This is a genomic window from Tenacibaculum profundi, from assembly GCF_052050075.1.
In the GTDB taxonomy this organism is placed as follows: Bacteria; Bacteroidota; Bacteroidia; order Flavobacteriales; family Flavobacteriaceae; genus Polaribacter.
Genome location: NZ_CP197225.1, coordinates 2,669,112 through 2,683,465, shown reverse-complemented (window position 1 = coordinate 2,683,465; position 14,354 = coordinate 2,669,112). Strand labels below are relative to the sequence as shown.

Genomic DNA, 14,354 nt, shown 5'->3' with positions numbered 1-14,354 from the left:
ATAATATTATCTAAAACAATTAAAATAAAAATCAGTTTGGTATCTAATAAAGCAAAACACTCTTTAAAAACCCATCAACCTTCAAACTAAACAACTCGTAAAAACCCTATCATAATTACATCAAAATCCCTGATTAAAAAAAACTTTTAATTTGGTTTAATTTGTAGTGATATCTTTTCAGTGAATGGGAATTTTATCAAATGAATAATTAAAAGTTTCATTCAAATACGTGGGCCACAAAAAGGAATTTAACTTAAAACTAGGTCAGTAATAACATTGTTATACAAAGCACTCACTATAGAGCCTTATGTTTTTGCTGATTTAAACTAAAAAACAAATATTTATGAATAATTTTTTTAAAATAACAGTACTAAGTTTATTAATATACTCGTGTTCTTCTAATAGAACTGAAGAAGAAGTCGCTTTAAGCGAATCAGTAAATACAGAAATAAATAAACAACAACTTAAAAAAGAATCAAGAAATAATACAAGACGAATTATAGCTGGTAAATATGAATTAACACAAAGTAGTACAGGTATTCATAGAAACCAATCAATCAAATTAAGATTTAGAACTGACGGACCACTTATAGAATCAGTAAACAGTCCATATTGTTTTGATTTTAATGCTTCATTGAGAAAAATAGATGCAAATCCAACACGAGTTGGGTCAAAATATATGGGCGAAATAGGTTTTTACTCACTTCTTTTATTACAACATGTCGATCAAGAAACTTTTAGACCTATTGAATGTGATGAAGCAGAGCAAATTTTAGAGAACTTTGCTCCATTTTTCTGGAATCCAGATACCGTATTAAATAATGTAGAAGATCCTACTATGATCACAAAGTTTACCTATGATGCAACTTCTGGAAAGTTAACTCTTTTATCAGAAGATAATGAAACTACAAAATTTGTTTTTAGCAAAATAGATTAGTAAATATGAAGACTCTTTCTACTATTATCTGTCTTTCTTTTATTATCATCTTGACAGGAATTTCTTGTTCTCAAGATAAAGAAGATAATTATAATATTGATAATCTTAAAATGGAAGCTAGATCTTCTCATAAATTTACAATAAGAGAAGCTAGAAGGTTAATTTCTGGGAATTATAAAATGGTATGGAGCACAAATAATGTTCATTTAGAACAAGATATTAAATTAAAGTTTAGAGTATCAGGTAACTTTATTGAATCAATTGATGATCCATATTGTTATAAATTCCATGCTGGATTTAGAAAAATAGACAAAGACCCTGTTATTAATGGACCTTTATACAGCGGTACAATTGGTTTTTACAATTTAATTGTAACAAAAACAGGAGATCCTGATGATTTTGGTTGCAGTCAATATTATTCTTTATTTCATAACCTAATACCTTATTTCTACAACTATTATGCTGTTGTTTATGGTAGGAATGACCCACGACTTATTACTAGGTATTCTTACAATAAAAACACCAAAGTACTTGTAATTTCTTCAGAAGATGAAGAAACAACTAAGTTTATTTTTAAAAGAATAGAGTACTAAAAAAGTAATGCCTATCAGTTTATTATGATAGGCATTATTATTTTTTTGCAGAACTACTTGGTTAGTTCTTGAAATAATTTTTCTAAATTTTTATTCTCCTTATTTAAACCAAGAATTTTTAACCCATTATCATGAGCAAAATCAAAAATAACAGGACGCATATCTTTTGTGGTTTCGAACTCTAATATCCAATTATTTTCAATTGTGTTTTTAAACCCGCAAATATTAGGAAGCCTTTTTATAAACTGTTCTTCTAATTTATAATCAAAAGTAACTTCTATAACTTGTTTTTCACCAGATTTAAGTTCTTCTAAGGATTTATCTACCACTAATTTTCCTTTGTTGATAATTATAACCCTATCACAAATCGCTTCAACCTCCTGCATTATATGAGTCGATAATAATACTGTTTTATCTTTACCTAATTCTTTAATTAATTGACGAATTTCTACAAGTTGATTTGGATCCAATCCTGTTGTTGGCTCATCTAAAATTAAAACCTCCGGATTATGTAAAATTGCTGCTGCTAAACCTACACGTTGTCTATACCCCTTTGATAATTGTTTTATTCGCTTATGTACTTCTGGGAGTAACCCGACTTTTTCAATAGTATAATCTATTTTATTTTTCTCTACTTTATGTATGCTTGCATGAAACTGTAGATATTCTCTTATATACATATCCAAATAAAGTGGATTGTGCTCAGGTAAATACCCTATTTTTTTTTGTACTTCAATCGGGTTTTCAACAACATTGATATCACATACAGTTACTAACCCACTACTAGGCTTTACAAAACCTGTTAATATTTTCATTGTTGTAGACTTTCCTGCTCCATTTGGTCCTAAAAAACCGACTATCTCCCCTCTCCTTGCCTCAAAAGAAATAGAATTAACGGCTATTTGTTCGTTATAATTCTTTGTTAACGAAGTAAGCTGTATTGACATAATTTATTTATTTCTATTATAGGAAACGAAAGTATAATCGTATTTATTTTGACCGTCTGCTTCAAAGCGTTTTCGACTTACCTCTTTCCACTGTTTTGCATTAATCTCAGGAAAAAAAACATCGGCGTCAAATGAAGCGTTTATATAGGTAATATCTAACTTATCAACCAAATCATTTTCTAATACTTGCTTGTAAACTTGGGCTCCTCCAATAATAAAGATTTCTTTACCTTTTTCTACAAAACTAATAGCTTCCTTTATGCTATTAGCTATCAAACATCCATCTTTCTTGTAATTTGGATCTCTTGTTACAATAATATTAGTCCTATTTGGCAACGGTTTTCCAATACTTTCAAATGTATTACGCCCCATAATGATCGTATTTCCAGAAGTTAGCTTTTTAAACCTTTTTAAATCTGCTGGAAGATGCCAGATGAGTTCATTCTCTTTCCCTAATTCATTGTTTTTTCCTATGGCTGCAATTACCGTTATCATTTGATAAAAATTGTTTTTTTATTTAATTTCTATAATATTGAATTCAAAATCAATCAATACACAAAAATATAAATCTCTGTAATTTCTGTACAAACCTCTATTGAAAGTTTTTGCATTTCTTATGCCTAAAGTTATATTGGATTAATAACTAAAAAACGTTTATAAAAAATATTTTTTCAGTTATTTACCCCCTTTTCTCTTTTTATTGTTCGTTACTTATATAGCGACTTTTCCTTTGATATGGGGATGCGGATCGTAATCTACCAATTCAAAATCTTCAAAAGTGAATGCTTCTATATCCTTTATTTTCGGATTCATTTTAATCGTCGGAAGTTTTTTAGGCGTTCTTGACAATTGCAATTCTAGTTGCTCCACATGGTTGTTATAAATATGGGCATCTCCGAAGGTATGTACAAATTCTCCTGACGCATAACCACACACCTGAGCAACCATCATCGTTAACAAGGCATACGAAGCAATATTAAACGGCACTCCTAAAAATATATCTGCACTTCTTTGGTACAATTGACAAGATAGTTTACCATCTGCAACATAAAATTGAAAAAAAGCATGGCAGGGTGGTAATGCTGCTTTGCCATTGGCTACATTTTCGCTAAAGGATTTTGAAGTATCTGGTAAAACCGAAGGATTCCAAGCAGAAACTAACATTCTTCTACTATTCGGATTGGTTTTTAGGGTTGCTATTACCTCCTTTAATTGGTCTATCTCATCACTATTCCAATTTCGCCATTGGCGGCCATAAACCGGCCCTAAATCTCCATTTTCATCCGCCCACTCGTTCCAAATACGAACCCCATTCTCTTGTAAATAGTGAATATTAGTATCTCCTTTTATGAACCACAACAATTCGTAAATGATCGATTTTAAATGTAGTTTTTTGGTGGTAACCATAGGGAAACCTTTTTCCAAATCAAAACGCATTTGGTATCCAAAAACACTTTTCGTTCCAGTACCTGTTCGGTCCCCTTTTTCATTTCCACTTTCTAAAACGTGCTTTACTAAATCTAAATATTGTTTCATTTCTCTCGTAATTCTTACAACTAAATATAATCTGTAAAAATAAAAAAGCTTTGACATTTAATGCGAAAGCTTTTCAACTTTCTATTCATAAGTTATTAACGAAAATAGCGTCTTATATTTTTATCCTTGCCACTATTTCTTCCTTGTCTTTTCGAGTTAATCGAATTACGCTAGCCTCTTTACTAGCATTCTTTTTCCCTTGGTTTGTATATATGGTAACTTTAAGGAATGTCGGGGTTTCGAGCTTCTGCTTTCTATCTCCAAAATAGTTGATTTTGATATAATAAAATCCTTTTTGTGCCTTTTTTAGATGAAAACACTCTGACCCAAACCCTTCGGTTCCATCTTTGGATAATACGCCGCCTTGTTTTGTTGTTGGTTTAGCGTAATAACACTCTTCTCTATTAGGGTCGATGATATGTAAATCAATCTCGGTATCGTTGTGATTCCAATCGATTACCACTCTTACATCATAACCTATTTTATCTGTGCGAAACTCTTTTGGAATTATAGTGAGATCCAAATCCTCTTTGTATGCTGCATAGAGTAATTTTATCTCCTTTTTAGCTATGGCTTCCATCCCTTTAAAAACTCTTGCTTGGGGATGCTCTTTGTATATTTTTCCTGAGATAATGTCCCAAAAAACAGTATATACCTTTTGGCAAAGCCCCATATTTTGATAGGCCAATGCCTTTAGTTCTTGGTAGCTATCTGGATATAACTCGGCCATATTAGATAAGATTCTAGCAACATATTTTTCTGCCTTAAATTTCGAGTAAAAGAAGCTTGACACATCCAAATAATAGTGTGGTAGCTCTTTATAGCTCTCTCTTTGTCTGAGGTAGAACAGATACGCATTTCCTTTATCTTTAAAAAACTCTAGCGCATATATATAAGGTGTTTGCACCTCTCTTTTCTCTACTTGTAAAGTTTCTTTATGCTTGGGCACATTGTTGTGTTGCCTAGTGATTCCATTATTTCTAGATGTAGGCCTAACTGGATTCGCATTTACCATAGTTTCGCCATCTACCGAAATAGTGATCGGTAGGGTATACGACACTTCCACAAGCCTTCCTCTTTGTTTTCCATTTATCTCCAAGGTCAAACGCGCTATTTCTTGCCCTTCGCCAAGAGGAAATCGCAATTCTCCTTCCATTACCCTTTGCTTAGCATTGTAAAAAGTCATATCGTAATGTGTTAATCGCCCTATTACCCGTTGACGGTATGGATATGTAAGGAAGATAATGCCAATTGTTTTTGACTTTGAACCGCTGTAATCAAAAAGAGGAGTAGTACGCTAAGTATATTTTTCATAGGATATTTTTACATAAGCGGAAACAAAATCCATACCCAAAAAAAGCACCAACAAAATCGTTGGTGCTTTTTATATTTTTTAAATCATTGTCTATCCAATAATCATTCCTGCAATAGTAGCTGACATTAAAGAAGCAATCGTCCCTCCAATAAGTGCTTTTATACCAAACTCAGATAACGTTTTTCGTTGACCTGGAGCCAATGAGCCTATACCGCCTATCTGAATACCAATAGAAGCAAAGTTTGCAAAACCACAAAGCATATAGGTTGCCATTATTACCGATTTATTGAAAGTGAAATGAGTTACGTTAGAAACATCTTTTAATTCAGCTAATTGAATATAACCAACAAATTCACTAGCTGCAAGTTTTATTCCGAGCAACTGTCCCATAAGTGCCATATCCTCGCTAGCCACTCCAATTAACCACATCAAAGGGGCAAAAATGTACCCTAAAATAAACTCTAATTTTAAAGAATCATATGGTGTTGAACTTGCTATAAACTCATTTAGCGAAGTAAATTTCCAATTAAAATATGCTATTCCATCAAAACTACCTATCCCACCAAGAATACCATTGATCATTGCAATAAACGCAACAAAAACAAGTAACATAGCGCCAACGTTCATTGCTAATTGTAATCCCTCAGTAGTACCATTCGCAATAGCATCTAAAATATTTGACCCAATTTTCTCTTGAGAAACCTGCACATCAGTATTAACTTTTTCATTTTGAGGATATAAAATCTTAGATATAATAATAGCGCCCGGAGCGGCCATTACTGAAGCTGCTAATAAATGTTTTGCATACATCAGTTTTAACGCTTCGTCATTTCCTCCTAAAAACCCAATATATGCAGCTAAAACTGCCCCTGCAACAGTAGCCATCCCTCCTATCATAACAAGAAGCATTTCTGATTTATTCATTTTCTCAAGATATGCTTTAATAAGTAGAGGGGCCTCTGTTTGACCTAAAAATATGTTTCCTGCAACAGATAAACTTTCTGCTCCAGAAATTTTAAGAACTTTACTTAACGACCACGCCATAATTTTAACTACTTTCTGAATAACCCCCAAATAAAATAGTAAAGAAGTTAATGCTGAGAAAAAAATAATGGTTGGCAACACTTGAAAAGCAAAAATGAATCCGAAAGTATCCATATCGGAAATCAGCCCTTTAAATAAAAACTCACTTCCTGATTGCGTGAATTCTAAAATCTTAACAAAACCTTTACCTATAAAATCGAAAACCGACTGCACTAATGGGATTTTCAACACCCCAATAGCTATTAATATTTGAAAAGCCAATCCAATACTTACTGTTTTCCAATCAATAGCTTTTCTATTAGAACTTAAAACAAAAGCTAATAGAAGAAGAACAAACATTCCAATACTTCCTCTTAAAATGCTTTTAATAGAAAACCCTTGACTAGGAATAATCTCTTCCTTCTTCATCTCTAATGGGTTAGTTCCAAAAGAACCATCACTAGATAAAGCTTGATTCGTTTGTGTTTTATAAAATTTGTATAGTATATTTTTTTCTGATAATACTAAAGAAGTGTCGGACAATTCTATAATATTGTAATATCGTACTGTATCCTTTGGATAGGAGTAATTGAAAATCAGCAAATTATTCTGACGTATGTATGTTCCAACAGATTTTAGACTATCCTTTGACGCTAAAGTGTATTTAAAGTTTCTCTCTGATAACTCGAAGGTATCATTTTTACTAACAGATACAATTTCCTTTCCGTCTATATTTTGTATTGAAGAAAACCTCCATGTTTTCTGAATGCTTTGTGCTGTTAAAGCAAAAGAAACACAAAGCATTAAAAAAGTTAATACTTTTTTCATTCTTATTAAATTTTTAATAATTTAAGATCGCTTACTTATCTCATCACGAATTTTTGCCGCAAGTTCATAGTCTTCATTAACAACAGCATCATTTAACTGATTGTGCAGTTCATTAATAGACATATCTGAAAAAGTATTTTCATCAGTATCTAAAGCTAATTCAAACTCATCATCTCCTTCTTCTATAATATCGGAAAGGTCCTCATCAATTTTTAAATAAATACCTGCTTTATCTAAAATATTTTCGTAAGTAAAAATAGGTGCCTGAAAACGAACAGCGAGTGCAATGGCATCAGATGTCCTTGTATCAATAACCTCTTCTTCTCCATCTCTCTCACATAGTAAACTTGAGAAAAACACACCATCTACCAATTTATGGATGATTACTTGCTTTATTTTTATATTATATCGATCTGCAAATGTTTTAAAAAGATCATGTGTTAGCGGCCTTGGAGGTTTAATCTCCTTTTCAAGCGCTATTGCAATTGACTGTGCCTCGAAAGCACCTATAATAATTGGTAATGTTCGTTTACCTTCGACTTCACTCAATACTAAAGCGTATGCACCGCTTTGAGTTTGACTGTAGGAAATTCCTTTAATAGTTAGTTTTATAAGACCCATTTATCATCAACAAAAATAAAAAAGACTGTCTAACTTAGGCTTTGTTAAAGTTGTAGACAGCCTTTTATAAGTGGGCACAATTTAATAAAATTATGCGTTCTTTACTATTTTCTTGAAAAGAATATTACTACTAAATCTTAACTTTCTTTAAAAGCTCTTAGTTTTTCTATTAATTCAGGTACAACATCAAATGCATCTCCTACGATTCCATAGTCTGCCGACTTAAAGAAAGGCGCCTCTGCATCCGTGTTAATTACAACCTTAACTTTGGAAGCGTTTACTCCTGCCAAATGTTGAATAGCTCCTGAAATACCAATTGCTATATATAGGTTTGATGCCACAGGCTTACCTGTTTGCCCAACATGCTCACTATGGGGTCTCCACCCTAAATCTGAAACAGGCTTTGAACAAGCCGTAGCTGCACCAAGTACATCAGCTAATTCTTCAACCATCCCCCAATTCTCAGGCCCTTTTAACCCTCTACCACCAGACACAACAACATCTGCATCTGCAATCGTAACTTTTCCAGTAGCTTTATCAACAGATTCTGATTTAACTGTTAATTCAGTTAACGACGCCTCAAAGCTCTCAACATTACCATTTACTTGATTTTCAAATACACCAAAAGAATTTTTAGCTAACCCAATTACCTTTTTTTCTGTAGAAATAATAGTATTATTGAATCCTTTATTTGAAAAGGCCTTTCTTTTTACAACAAATGAATCAGTACTTTCAGGCAAAGCAACAACATTAGAAGCATAACCAGCCTCCAATATAACAGAAACCAAAGGAGCTACCGTCAATCCATCAATACTAGAGTCAATTATCACTAAATTTGACGACTTTGACTCAGCAACCTGAGCTATAACAGATGCGTAAGCTTTTGCATTGAATGAAGATAAGTCGTTTTTAACCTCTACAACATTCGTCGCTCCGTACACAAATAATTCTGAAGCATCTCCACCATTAATTGTTAATGTTACTAAATCAGTACCTAACTGTTCAGCTACTTTTTTCCCGTATGAAACAACTTCGAAAGCTGTTTTTTTAAATTTTCCTTCCGATGAATCGGCAAAAACTAATACAGACATAATTTTATATTTTTTGAATTTGACGATACTATATTGTAATAAGTAAACGTCAAGTTAATTTTACTTTTTATATTGCTTTTGCTTCGTTATGCAATAAATTGATTAACTCATCCACACTATCTACAAGTTTTACAGCACCCTTAGGAGCTGGCTTTTCAAAAGTTTGAGTTGATGTGGCTGCTACTGCCCCTGAAGACTCAACAACACTCAACGGTTTCTTTCGAGCCATCATAATTCCTCGCATGTTAGGAATTCGCAAATCTTTTTCTTCAACAATTCCTTTTTGACCTGCTACAACCATTGGTAAAACAGATGAAACCTTTTCTTCTCCCCCATCTATTTCACGCTCTAAAGAGACGTTAGTACCTTCAACTTCAATACCTACACATCCATTCACATAATTGTAATCCACTAAAGAAGCAAGCATTCCAGGAACCATTTGACCGTTGTAATCAGCAGATTCTTTTCCTGCTAAAACAAGATCATATCCTCCTTTTTTAACAACTTCTGCCAACTCTTTTGCTACCATCAAACCATCAGTAGGCTCTACATTTACTCTTATTGCATCATCTGCTCCAATCGCTAAAGCTTTTCTCAACGTTGGTTCAGTTGAAGCTCCACCAACATTAACAACTGTAACTTTAGCACCTTGCTTTTCTTTAAACCACATTGCCCTTGTTAAACTAAACTCATCATATGGATTAATCACAAATTGAACTCCGTTTATATCGAACTTGGTATTATTGTCTGTAAAGTTAATTTTTGAAGTGGTATCTGGAACATGACTTATACATACTAATATTTTCATATATCGTTATTTTTAAAAATCATTATTTGAACGACGAAGTTAAGGATTTTTTTTAAAAAATACTATGCACGCATAGTATTTTTATTACAAAAAAAAGAGTTTTAATTATTGTCTTACAATGACAATAATGATTACAACTCTATTTATATTTAGAAAATAAAAACACCATTAAAACTAAAAAATTAATATTTACTACAATGAAAAATAAAAATTTATAATTTAACTATAAAATTAATTAGGTAAACTACCTACATTAAACAAAAAGCCTCTCAGGAATCGATGAATAGCTAAAACTCAAAAACAGGCTTACGTTCTCAAAATTTTCACACATTTTAACACTTTTAGAATTCTATTATCATAAACAAATTCACTTTTTTAAATCTATTTTTCTTAATTTTGCAGACTTGATAAACAACTACTTATAAAACGTATGAAAACAGTACAATTTAGAGAAGCCGTTTGCGAAGCAATGAGCGAAGAAATGCGTAGGGATGAAACGATTTATTTAATTGGAGAAGAGGTTGCTGAATATAACGGAGCTTATAAAGCTAGTAAGGGTATGCTTGATGAATTTGGAGAAAAACGTGTTATTGATGCTCCGATTGCTGAATTAGGTTTTGGAGGGATTGCTGTTGGCTCTGCAATGAATGGAAATCGTCCCATTGTTGAGTATATGACTTTCAATTTCTCATTGGTTGGAATTGACCAGATCATCAATAATGCTGCTAAGATTAGACAAATGAGTGGAGGCCAATTTAATTGTCCTATTGTATTTAGAGGCCCCACGGCTTCTGCAGGACAATTAGCAGCAACACATTCGCAAGCCTTCGAAAGTTGGTATGCAAACTGTCCTGGTTTAAAAGTTATTGTTCCATCAAATCCTTATGATGCTAAAGGACTATTGAAAGCAGCAATACGGGATGACGATCCAGTAATTTTTATGGAATCAGAACAGATGTATGGTGACAAAATGGAAATACCTGAAGGAGAATATATCATACCTATAGGTGTAGCTGATATTAAAAGAAAAGGAACTGATGTTACTGTTGTTTCTTTCGGAAAAATAATTAAAGAAGCATATAAAGCCGCGGATAAGTTAGCAGAGGAAGGAATATCTATAGAAATCATTGACCTACGAACAGTAAGACCGATGGATCATAAAGCAATTTTAGAGTCTGTAAAAAAGACAAATAGACTTGTTATTTTAGAAGAAGCATGGCCTTTTGGTAATGTTTCTTCAGAAATTACTTTTCGAGTTCAAGAGGAAGCGTTTGACTATTTAGACGCCCCAATTAAAAGAATAAACACAGCTGATACTCCAGCTCCTTATTCTCCTGTTTTACTCGAAAAATGGTTACCGAATTCTGATGATGTTATAAAAGCAGTAAAAGAGGTTTTATATATTAAATAACCTCATAACAAAGAATAAAAAACAAAATCCTTTTGATTTTCATAATCAAAAGGATTTTGAAGTAAAAAAAAATGAATGAAAAATAAAATTCTATATCTATTTTTATTGATAACCTCATCGATAAGTGCCCAGCTTACAATACAAGGAAAAATAGTTGATGAGTTTAATAATCCGCTTCCTTTTGTAAATGTTATATTAAAGAAAACAACACACGGAACAATTACAGACGATGACGGGAAGTTCTTTTTAAAAACAAAAAAGTATAGAGGTACACTAGAAATATCGTTTATTGGATTTGAAAGCCAAGTGATAAAAGTTAATAAAAAAACTAAATACTTAAATATTGTTCTTAAGGAAGAATCAAACCAGCTTGAAGAAGTTGTTGTTGTTACAAAGCCAAAAAAGCGTTTAAAAAAAGAAGAAAATCCAGCTTACAAAATACTAAAAGAACTCTGGAAGAGAAAAAGAAAACTTGGTTTAAAACTTGTTAATCACTTTGAATACAAAAAACACTCAGCTATTGAAATTGGTTTGAATAACCTCGATACAGTATTTCTAAAAGGCATCTTTAAAAAAAGCTATAAAGATGACATAAAGCAAATCAAATACGATAATGATGGAATCAACTATTATATACCAATTTATCTTCAAGAAATCATAACAAAAGTTTATGGAAATAATGAAAAAAATCTTATCAGGGAAGATATAAAAGCAGAAAAGGAAGAAGGATTAGGTGCACAAGGGTTCGTTTTTGATAGAATGTCAAATACATTTCAAAATATTGATATATTCAAAAACAACATCCGTCTTTTACAAAAATCATTCGTTAGCCCACTATCATCCAATGGTTTCGCAACCTATGACTATGTGCTATATGATAGTATTTCAAGCAACAATCAGAAACTTTATAACATATATTTCTTTCCCAGACGAAATGGAGATTTAGCCTTTCAAGGTAATGTTTGGATTGCTGACAAAAGCTATTCTGTAAAAAGAATTAAAATGGCTGTTCACAAGAGCATTAATTTAAATTTTGTTAGAGGTTTAAGTTTCGACAAAGAATTTGAAGTTAAAAATGATAGTATTTATCTTCCTTTAAAAAATACTTACAGTGGTGATTTTACTTTAATTGATAAAAACGAATCTAATAAAGGGCTCACCATCAAAAAAACTGTTTCTTTTAGTAATTACAGTCTTGATAATCCAAAACCACAAGATTTTTACAGAAAAAAACTGAATAAAATTAGACCCAATCAATTTGAAAGAGATGAAGAGTTTTGGAATAAATCGGCAAAAATTGTTGATGACGAAACTTATGCTATAATTAATACAGTTAAAAATAAAAAAAGAATACAAACAATAACAGGAGTTATTAATACCTTCGCTAATGGTTATATTAATACTGGACTTGATTTTCAAATAGGTCCATTATGGACATTATTTGCGAATAATCAAATAGAAGGTTTTAGAACAAAACTTGGTTTTAGATCCTTTAAAACAAAGGATGATCGTTTCAGATTAGCTGGACATATTGCTTATGGATTTAAAGACAAAAAAATAAAATACGGAATAGAAGGTAAATATCTTTTGTCATACAAACCTAGAATTAGTGTTGGTTTGGCTTATCAGGATGATATTGAACAATTAGGAAGTAATTTATTGAATACAACACAGCTACTAGGAAATACTTTTGGAACAACTGCCTTATTTAATAGAGGTGATAATTTTTTCTTATCAAAAGTTCAAAAATTCGCTACTAACTTTGATTATCAAATAAAGTTGAATTTTCATGTTGGATTTAACTTTTCACATTCAAAAATACGTTCAGCTTCCGAGGAAAAATTTTCTATGAGTTATTTAGATCAAAACTATAATTTTCAATCAGAAACAATTGATGTTGCTTCTGATATATATTTATCTTATACACCAGGAAGATTCGTTTATGGCTTGGGGGTAGAGCGAAGATTTGGACGAAATATTTTTCCCACATTAATACTAAACTATAGAAAGGGCTATAAGGGACCTTTTAACGGAACACATGATTATGACAAGATTCAATTCAAATACAATCACCCAATACTTTTAGGAGAATTAGGTTTATTAGACGCAACGCTTGAAGCAGGAAAAACTTTTGGAACTGTACCTATCGGAATCTTAAGTGCTATACCTGCAAACCAATCATTCTCTCTAGTTAAGAACACTTTTTCTTTACTAAATTATTATGATTTTGTTACAGACGCTTATGCAGCGACACATTTAGAACATCATTTTAATGGTTTTATTTTTAATAGAGTTCCTTTATTAAAAAAGCTTAAATTAAGAAGTTTGATTACTTTCAGAGCTGCTTATGGTAGTATCTCAAATGATAATAGAGCAATCAATCTCTCTAACATAAAATACAACACCCCTGACAATCTTTATTACGAATATGGAGTAGGTATTGAAAATATTGGCTATGGAAATCTTAGATTCCTTAGAATCGATGCCATATGGCGAAGTAATTATACTCCTCCAGCTGGGCCACTAGTACTTCCAACACCTAAATTTGCAATTAGAATTGGTATAAAGCCAGGGTTATAAATCCAACTCTCTATAAAATAAGAGTTTTTTAACTGAAAAAAGCTAAAAAATAGCTAAGTTTGCCATCTTATTTTAGAAAACGAAGAAAAGTTAACAAGTATATGACTGCAAAAGAAAAACAAACAGTAGACGTTTTAATTGAAATTCCAAAAGGAAGTAGAAATAAATATGAATATGACTTCGAATTAAAAAAAATACGTTTTGATAGAATGTTATTCTCTTCGATGATGTATCCTGGTGATTATGGTTTTATTCCTGAAACGCTTGCATTAGATGGAGATCCTTTAGACGTATTAGTTTTAGGAGCAGAACCTACCTTTCCTATGTGCGTTATGGAAGTAAAGCCTATAGGTGTTTTTCATATGGCTGATGAAAAGGGGCCAGATGAAAAAATAGTTTGTGTACCTGTTTCTGATCCTATCTGGAACAAATACAACGATCTTTCCGATTTAAATCCTCATAGAAAAGATGAAATCACACATTTTTTCCAAGTATATAAAGATCTAGAAAAGAAAAAAGTAGATGTTGGAGACTGGGGAGATGCTAATGAGGCTTACGAAATTCTTCAAAAATGCATTGATCGTTATAAAGAAAGCGAACATAAAAGTAAAGGAAATTTCACTATTTAGATAGTAATAAATTATACAAATAAAAACTCTCAGAA

Annotated in this window: 13 protein-coding genes; 5 read left to right on the top strand and 8 right to left on the bottom strand. The window is 31.9% G+C overall.

Features of this window, described 5'->3' with window-relative positions:
• Nucleotides 1-343 precede the first annotated feature (343 nt).
• Both ACSIGE_RS10910 and ACSIGE_RS10905 read left to right on the top strand, forming a co-directional pair.
• The gene (locus tag ACSIGE_RS10910; protein ID WP_440879905.1) at nucleotides 344-937 is read left to right on the top strand and encodes a hypothetical protein; all 594 of its coding nucleotides are present in this window, start codon (nucleotides 344-346) and stop codon (nucleotides 935-937) included.
• 5 nt (nucleotides 938-942) lie between these two features.
• Nucleotides 943-1,530: a hypothetical protein gene (locus ACSIGE_RS10905; RefSeq protein WP_440879904.1), complete on the top strand. Its 588-nt coding sequence runs from the start codon at nucleotides 943-945 to the stop codon at nucleotides 1,528-1,530.
• A gap of 53 nt (nucleotides 1,531-1,583) precedes the next feature.
• Here ACSIGE_RS10905 and gldA read toward each other — a convergent pair whose 3' ends face one another.
• The 8 genes from gldA to ACSIGE_RS10865 all read right to left on the bottom strand — a co-directional run bounded on the left by gldA (nucleotide 1,584) and on the right by ACSIGE_RS10865 (nucleotide 9,699).
• Nucleotides 1,584-2,477, bottom strand: a complete 894-nt coding sequence (gldA, locus tag ACSIGE_RS10900) for a gliding motility-associated ABC transporter ATP-binding subunit GldA (RefSeq protein WP_440879903.1) — start codon at nucleotides 2,475-2,477, stop codon at nucleotides 1,584-1,586.
• A 3-nt stretch (nucleotides 2,478-2,480) separates the two neighbouring features.
• Nucleotides 2,481-2,972 (bottom strand): dihydrofolate reductase, encoded by a 492-nt coding sequence (locus ACSIGE_RS10895; protein WP_440879902.1) that lies wholly within the window; start codon nucleotides 2,970-2,972, stop codon nucleotides 2,481-2,483.
• Between the two features lie 216 nt (nucleotides 2,973-3,188).
• The gene (locus tag ACSIGE_RS10890) at nucleotides 3,189-4,013 is read right to left on the bottom strand and encodes a thymidylate synthase (protein WP_440879901.1); all 825 of its coding nucleotides are present in this window, start codon (nucleotides 4,011-4,013) and stop codon (nucleotides 3,189-3,191) included.
• 112 nt (nucleotides 4,014-4,125) lie between these two features.
• A complete protein-coding gene (locus ACSIGE_RS10885; RefSeq protein ID WP_440879900.1) occupies nucleotides 4,126-5,199 on the bottom strand; it encodes a YfaP family protein in 1,074 nt (357 codons plus the stop codon).
• Between the two features lie 219 nt (nucleotides 5,200-5,418).
• On the bottom strand, nucleotides 5,419-7,179 hold the full coding sequence (locus ACSIGE_RS10880) for a nucleoside transporter C-terminal domain-containing protein (RefSeq protein WP_440879899.1): 1,761 nt from the start codon (nucleotides 7,177-7,179) through the stop codon (nucleotides 5,419-5,421).
• A gap of 21 nt (nucleotides 7,180-7,200) precedes the next feature.
• Nucleotides 7,201-7,800 carry a bifunctional nuclease domain-containing protein gene (locus ACSIGE_RS10875; protein WP_440879898.1) on the bottom strand — a complete coding sequence of 200 codons (600 nt, stop codon included), beginning with the start codon at nucleotides 7,798-7,800 and terminating at the stop codon, nucleotides 7,201-7,203.
• 137 nt (nucleotides 7,801-7,937) lie between these two features.
• Nucleotides 7,938-8,891, bottom strand: a complete 954-nt coding sequence (locus tag ACSIGE_RS10870) for an electron transfer flavoprotein subunit alpha/FixB family protein (protein ID WP_440879897.1) — start codon at nucleotides 8,889-8,891, stop codon at nucleotides 7,938-7,940.
• A gap of 67 nt (nucleotides 8,892-8,958) precedes the next feature.
• Nucleotides 8,959-9,699, bottom strand: a complete 741-nt coding sequence (locus ACSIGE_RS10865) for an electron transfer flavoprotein subunit beta/FixA family protein (protein ID WP_440879896.1) — start codon at nucleotides 9,697-9,699, stop codon at nucleotides 8,959-8,961.
• Nucleotides 9,700-10,129: 430 nt separating this feature from the next.
• Between ACSIGE_RS10865 and ACSIGE_RS10860 the strand changes: the two genes are divergently transcribed.
• The 3 genes from ACSIGE_RS10860 (at nucleotide 10,130) to ACSIGE_RS10850 (ending at nucleotide 14,319) form a co-directional block, all read left to right on the top strand.
• Nucleotides 10,130-11,110, top strand: coding sequence for a pyruvate dehydrogenase complex E1 component subunit beta (locus ACSIGE_RS10860; RefSeq protein WP_440879895.1), 981 nt, complete (start codon nucleotides 10,130-10,132; stop codon nucleotides 11,108-11,110).
• 75 nt (nucleotides 11,111-11,185) lie between these two features.
• Nucleotides 11,186-13,690 carry a DUF5686 family protein gene (locus ACSIGE_RS10855; protein WP_440879894.1) on the top strand — a complete coding sequence of 835 codons (2,505 nt, stop codon included), beginning with the start codon at nucleotides 11,186-11,188 and terminating at the stop codon, nucleotides 13,688-13,690.
• 101 nt (nucleotides 13,691-13,791) lie between these two features.
• Nucleotides 13,792-14,319 (top strand): inorganic diphosphatase, encoded by a 528-nt coding sequence (locus ACSIGE_RS10850; RefSeq protein ID WP_440879893.1) that lies wholly within the window; start codon nucleotides 13,792-13,794, stop codon nucleotides 14,317-14,319.
• Nucleotides 14,320-14,354 lie beyond the last annotated feature (35 nt).

What these genes read in the sequence shown, in the direction of transcription:
- ACSIGE_RS10910 (WP_440879905.1), top strand. Translation starts at nt 344, where the DNA reads ATGAATAATTTTTTTAAAATAACAGTACTAAGTTTATTAATATACTCG.
- ACSIGE_RS10905 (WP_440879904.1), top strand. Translation starts at nt 943, where the DNA reads ATGAAGACTCTTTCTACTATTATCTGTCTTTCTTTTATTATCATCTTG.
- gldA (WP_440879903.1), bottom strand. Translation starts at nt 2,477, where the DNA reads ATGTCAATACAGCTTACTTCGTTAACAAAGAATTATAACGAACAAATA.
- ACSIGE_RS10895 (WP_440879902.1), bottom strand. Translation starts at nt 2,972, where the DNA reads ATGATAACGGTAATTGCAGCCATAGGAAAAAACAATGAATTAGGGAAA.
- ACSIGE_RS10890 (WP_440879901.1), bottom strand. Translation starts at nt 4,013, where the DNA reads ATGAAACAATATTTAGATTTAGTAAAGCACGTTTTAGAAAGTGGAAAT.
- ACSIGE_RS10885 (WP_440879900.1), bottom strand. Translation starts at nt 5,199, where the DNA reads ATGACTTTTTACAATGCTAAGCAAAGGGTAATGGAAGGAGAATTGCGA.
- ACSIGE_RS10880 (WP_440879899.1), bottom strand. Translation starts at nt 7,179, where the DNA reads ATGAAAAAAGTATTAACTTTTTTAATGCTTTGTGTTTCTTTTGCTTTA.
- ACSIGE_RS10875 (WP_440879898.1), bottom strand. Translation starts at nt 7,800, where the DNA reads ATGGGTCTTATAAAACTAACTATTAAAGGAATTTCCTACAGTCAAACT.
- ACSIGE_RS10870 (WP_440879897.1), bottom strand. Translation starts at nt 8,891, where the DNA reads ATGTCTGTATTAGTTTTTGCCGATTCATCGGAAGGAAAATTTAAAAAA.
- ACSIGE_RS10865 (WP_440879896.1), bottom strand. Translation starts at nt 9,699, where the DNA reads ATGAAAATATTAGTATGTATAAGTCATGTTCCAGATACCACTTCAAAA.
- ACSIGE_RS10860 (WP_440879895.1), top strand. Translation starts at nt 10,130, where the DNA reads ATGAAAACAGTACAATTTAGAGAAGCCGTTTGCGAAGCAATGAGCGAA.
- ACSIGE_RS10855 (WP_440879894.1), top strand. Translation starts at nt 11,186, where the DNA reads ATGAAAAATAAAATTCTATATCTATTTTTATTGATAACCTCATCGATA.
- ACSIGE_RS10850 (WP_440879893.1), top strand. Translation starts at nt 13,792, where the DNA reads ATGACTGCAAAAGAAAAACAAACAGTAGACGTTTTAATTGAAATTCCA.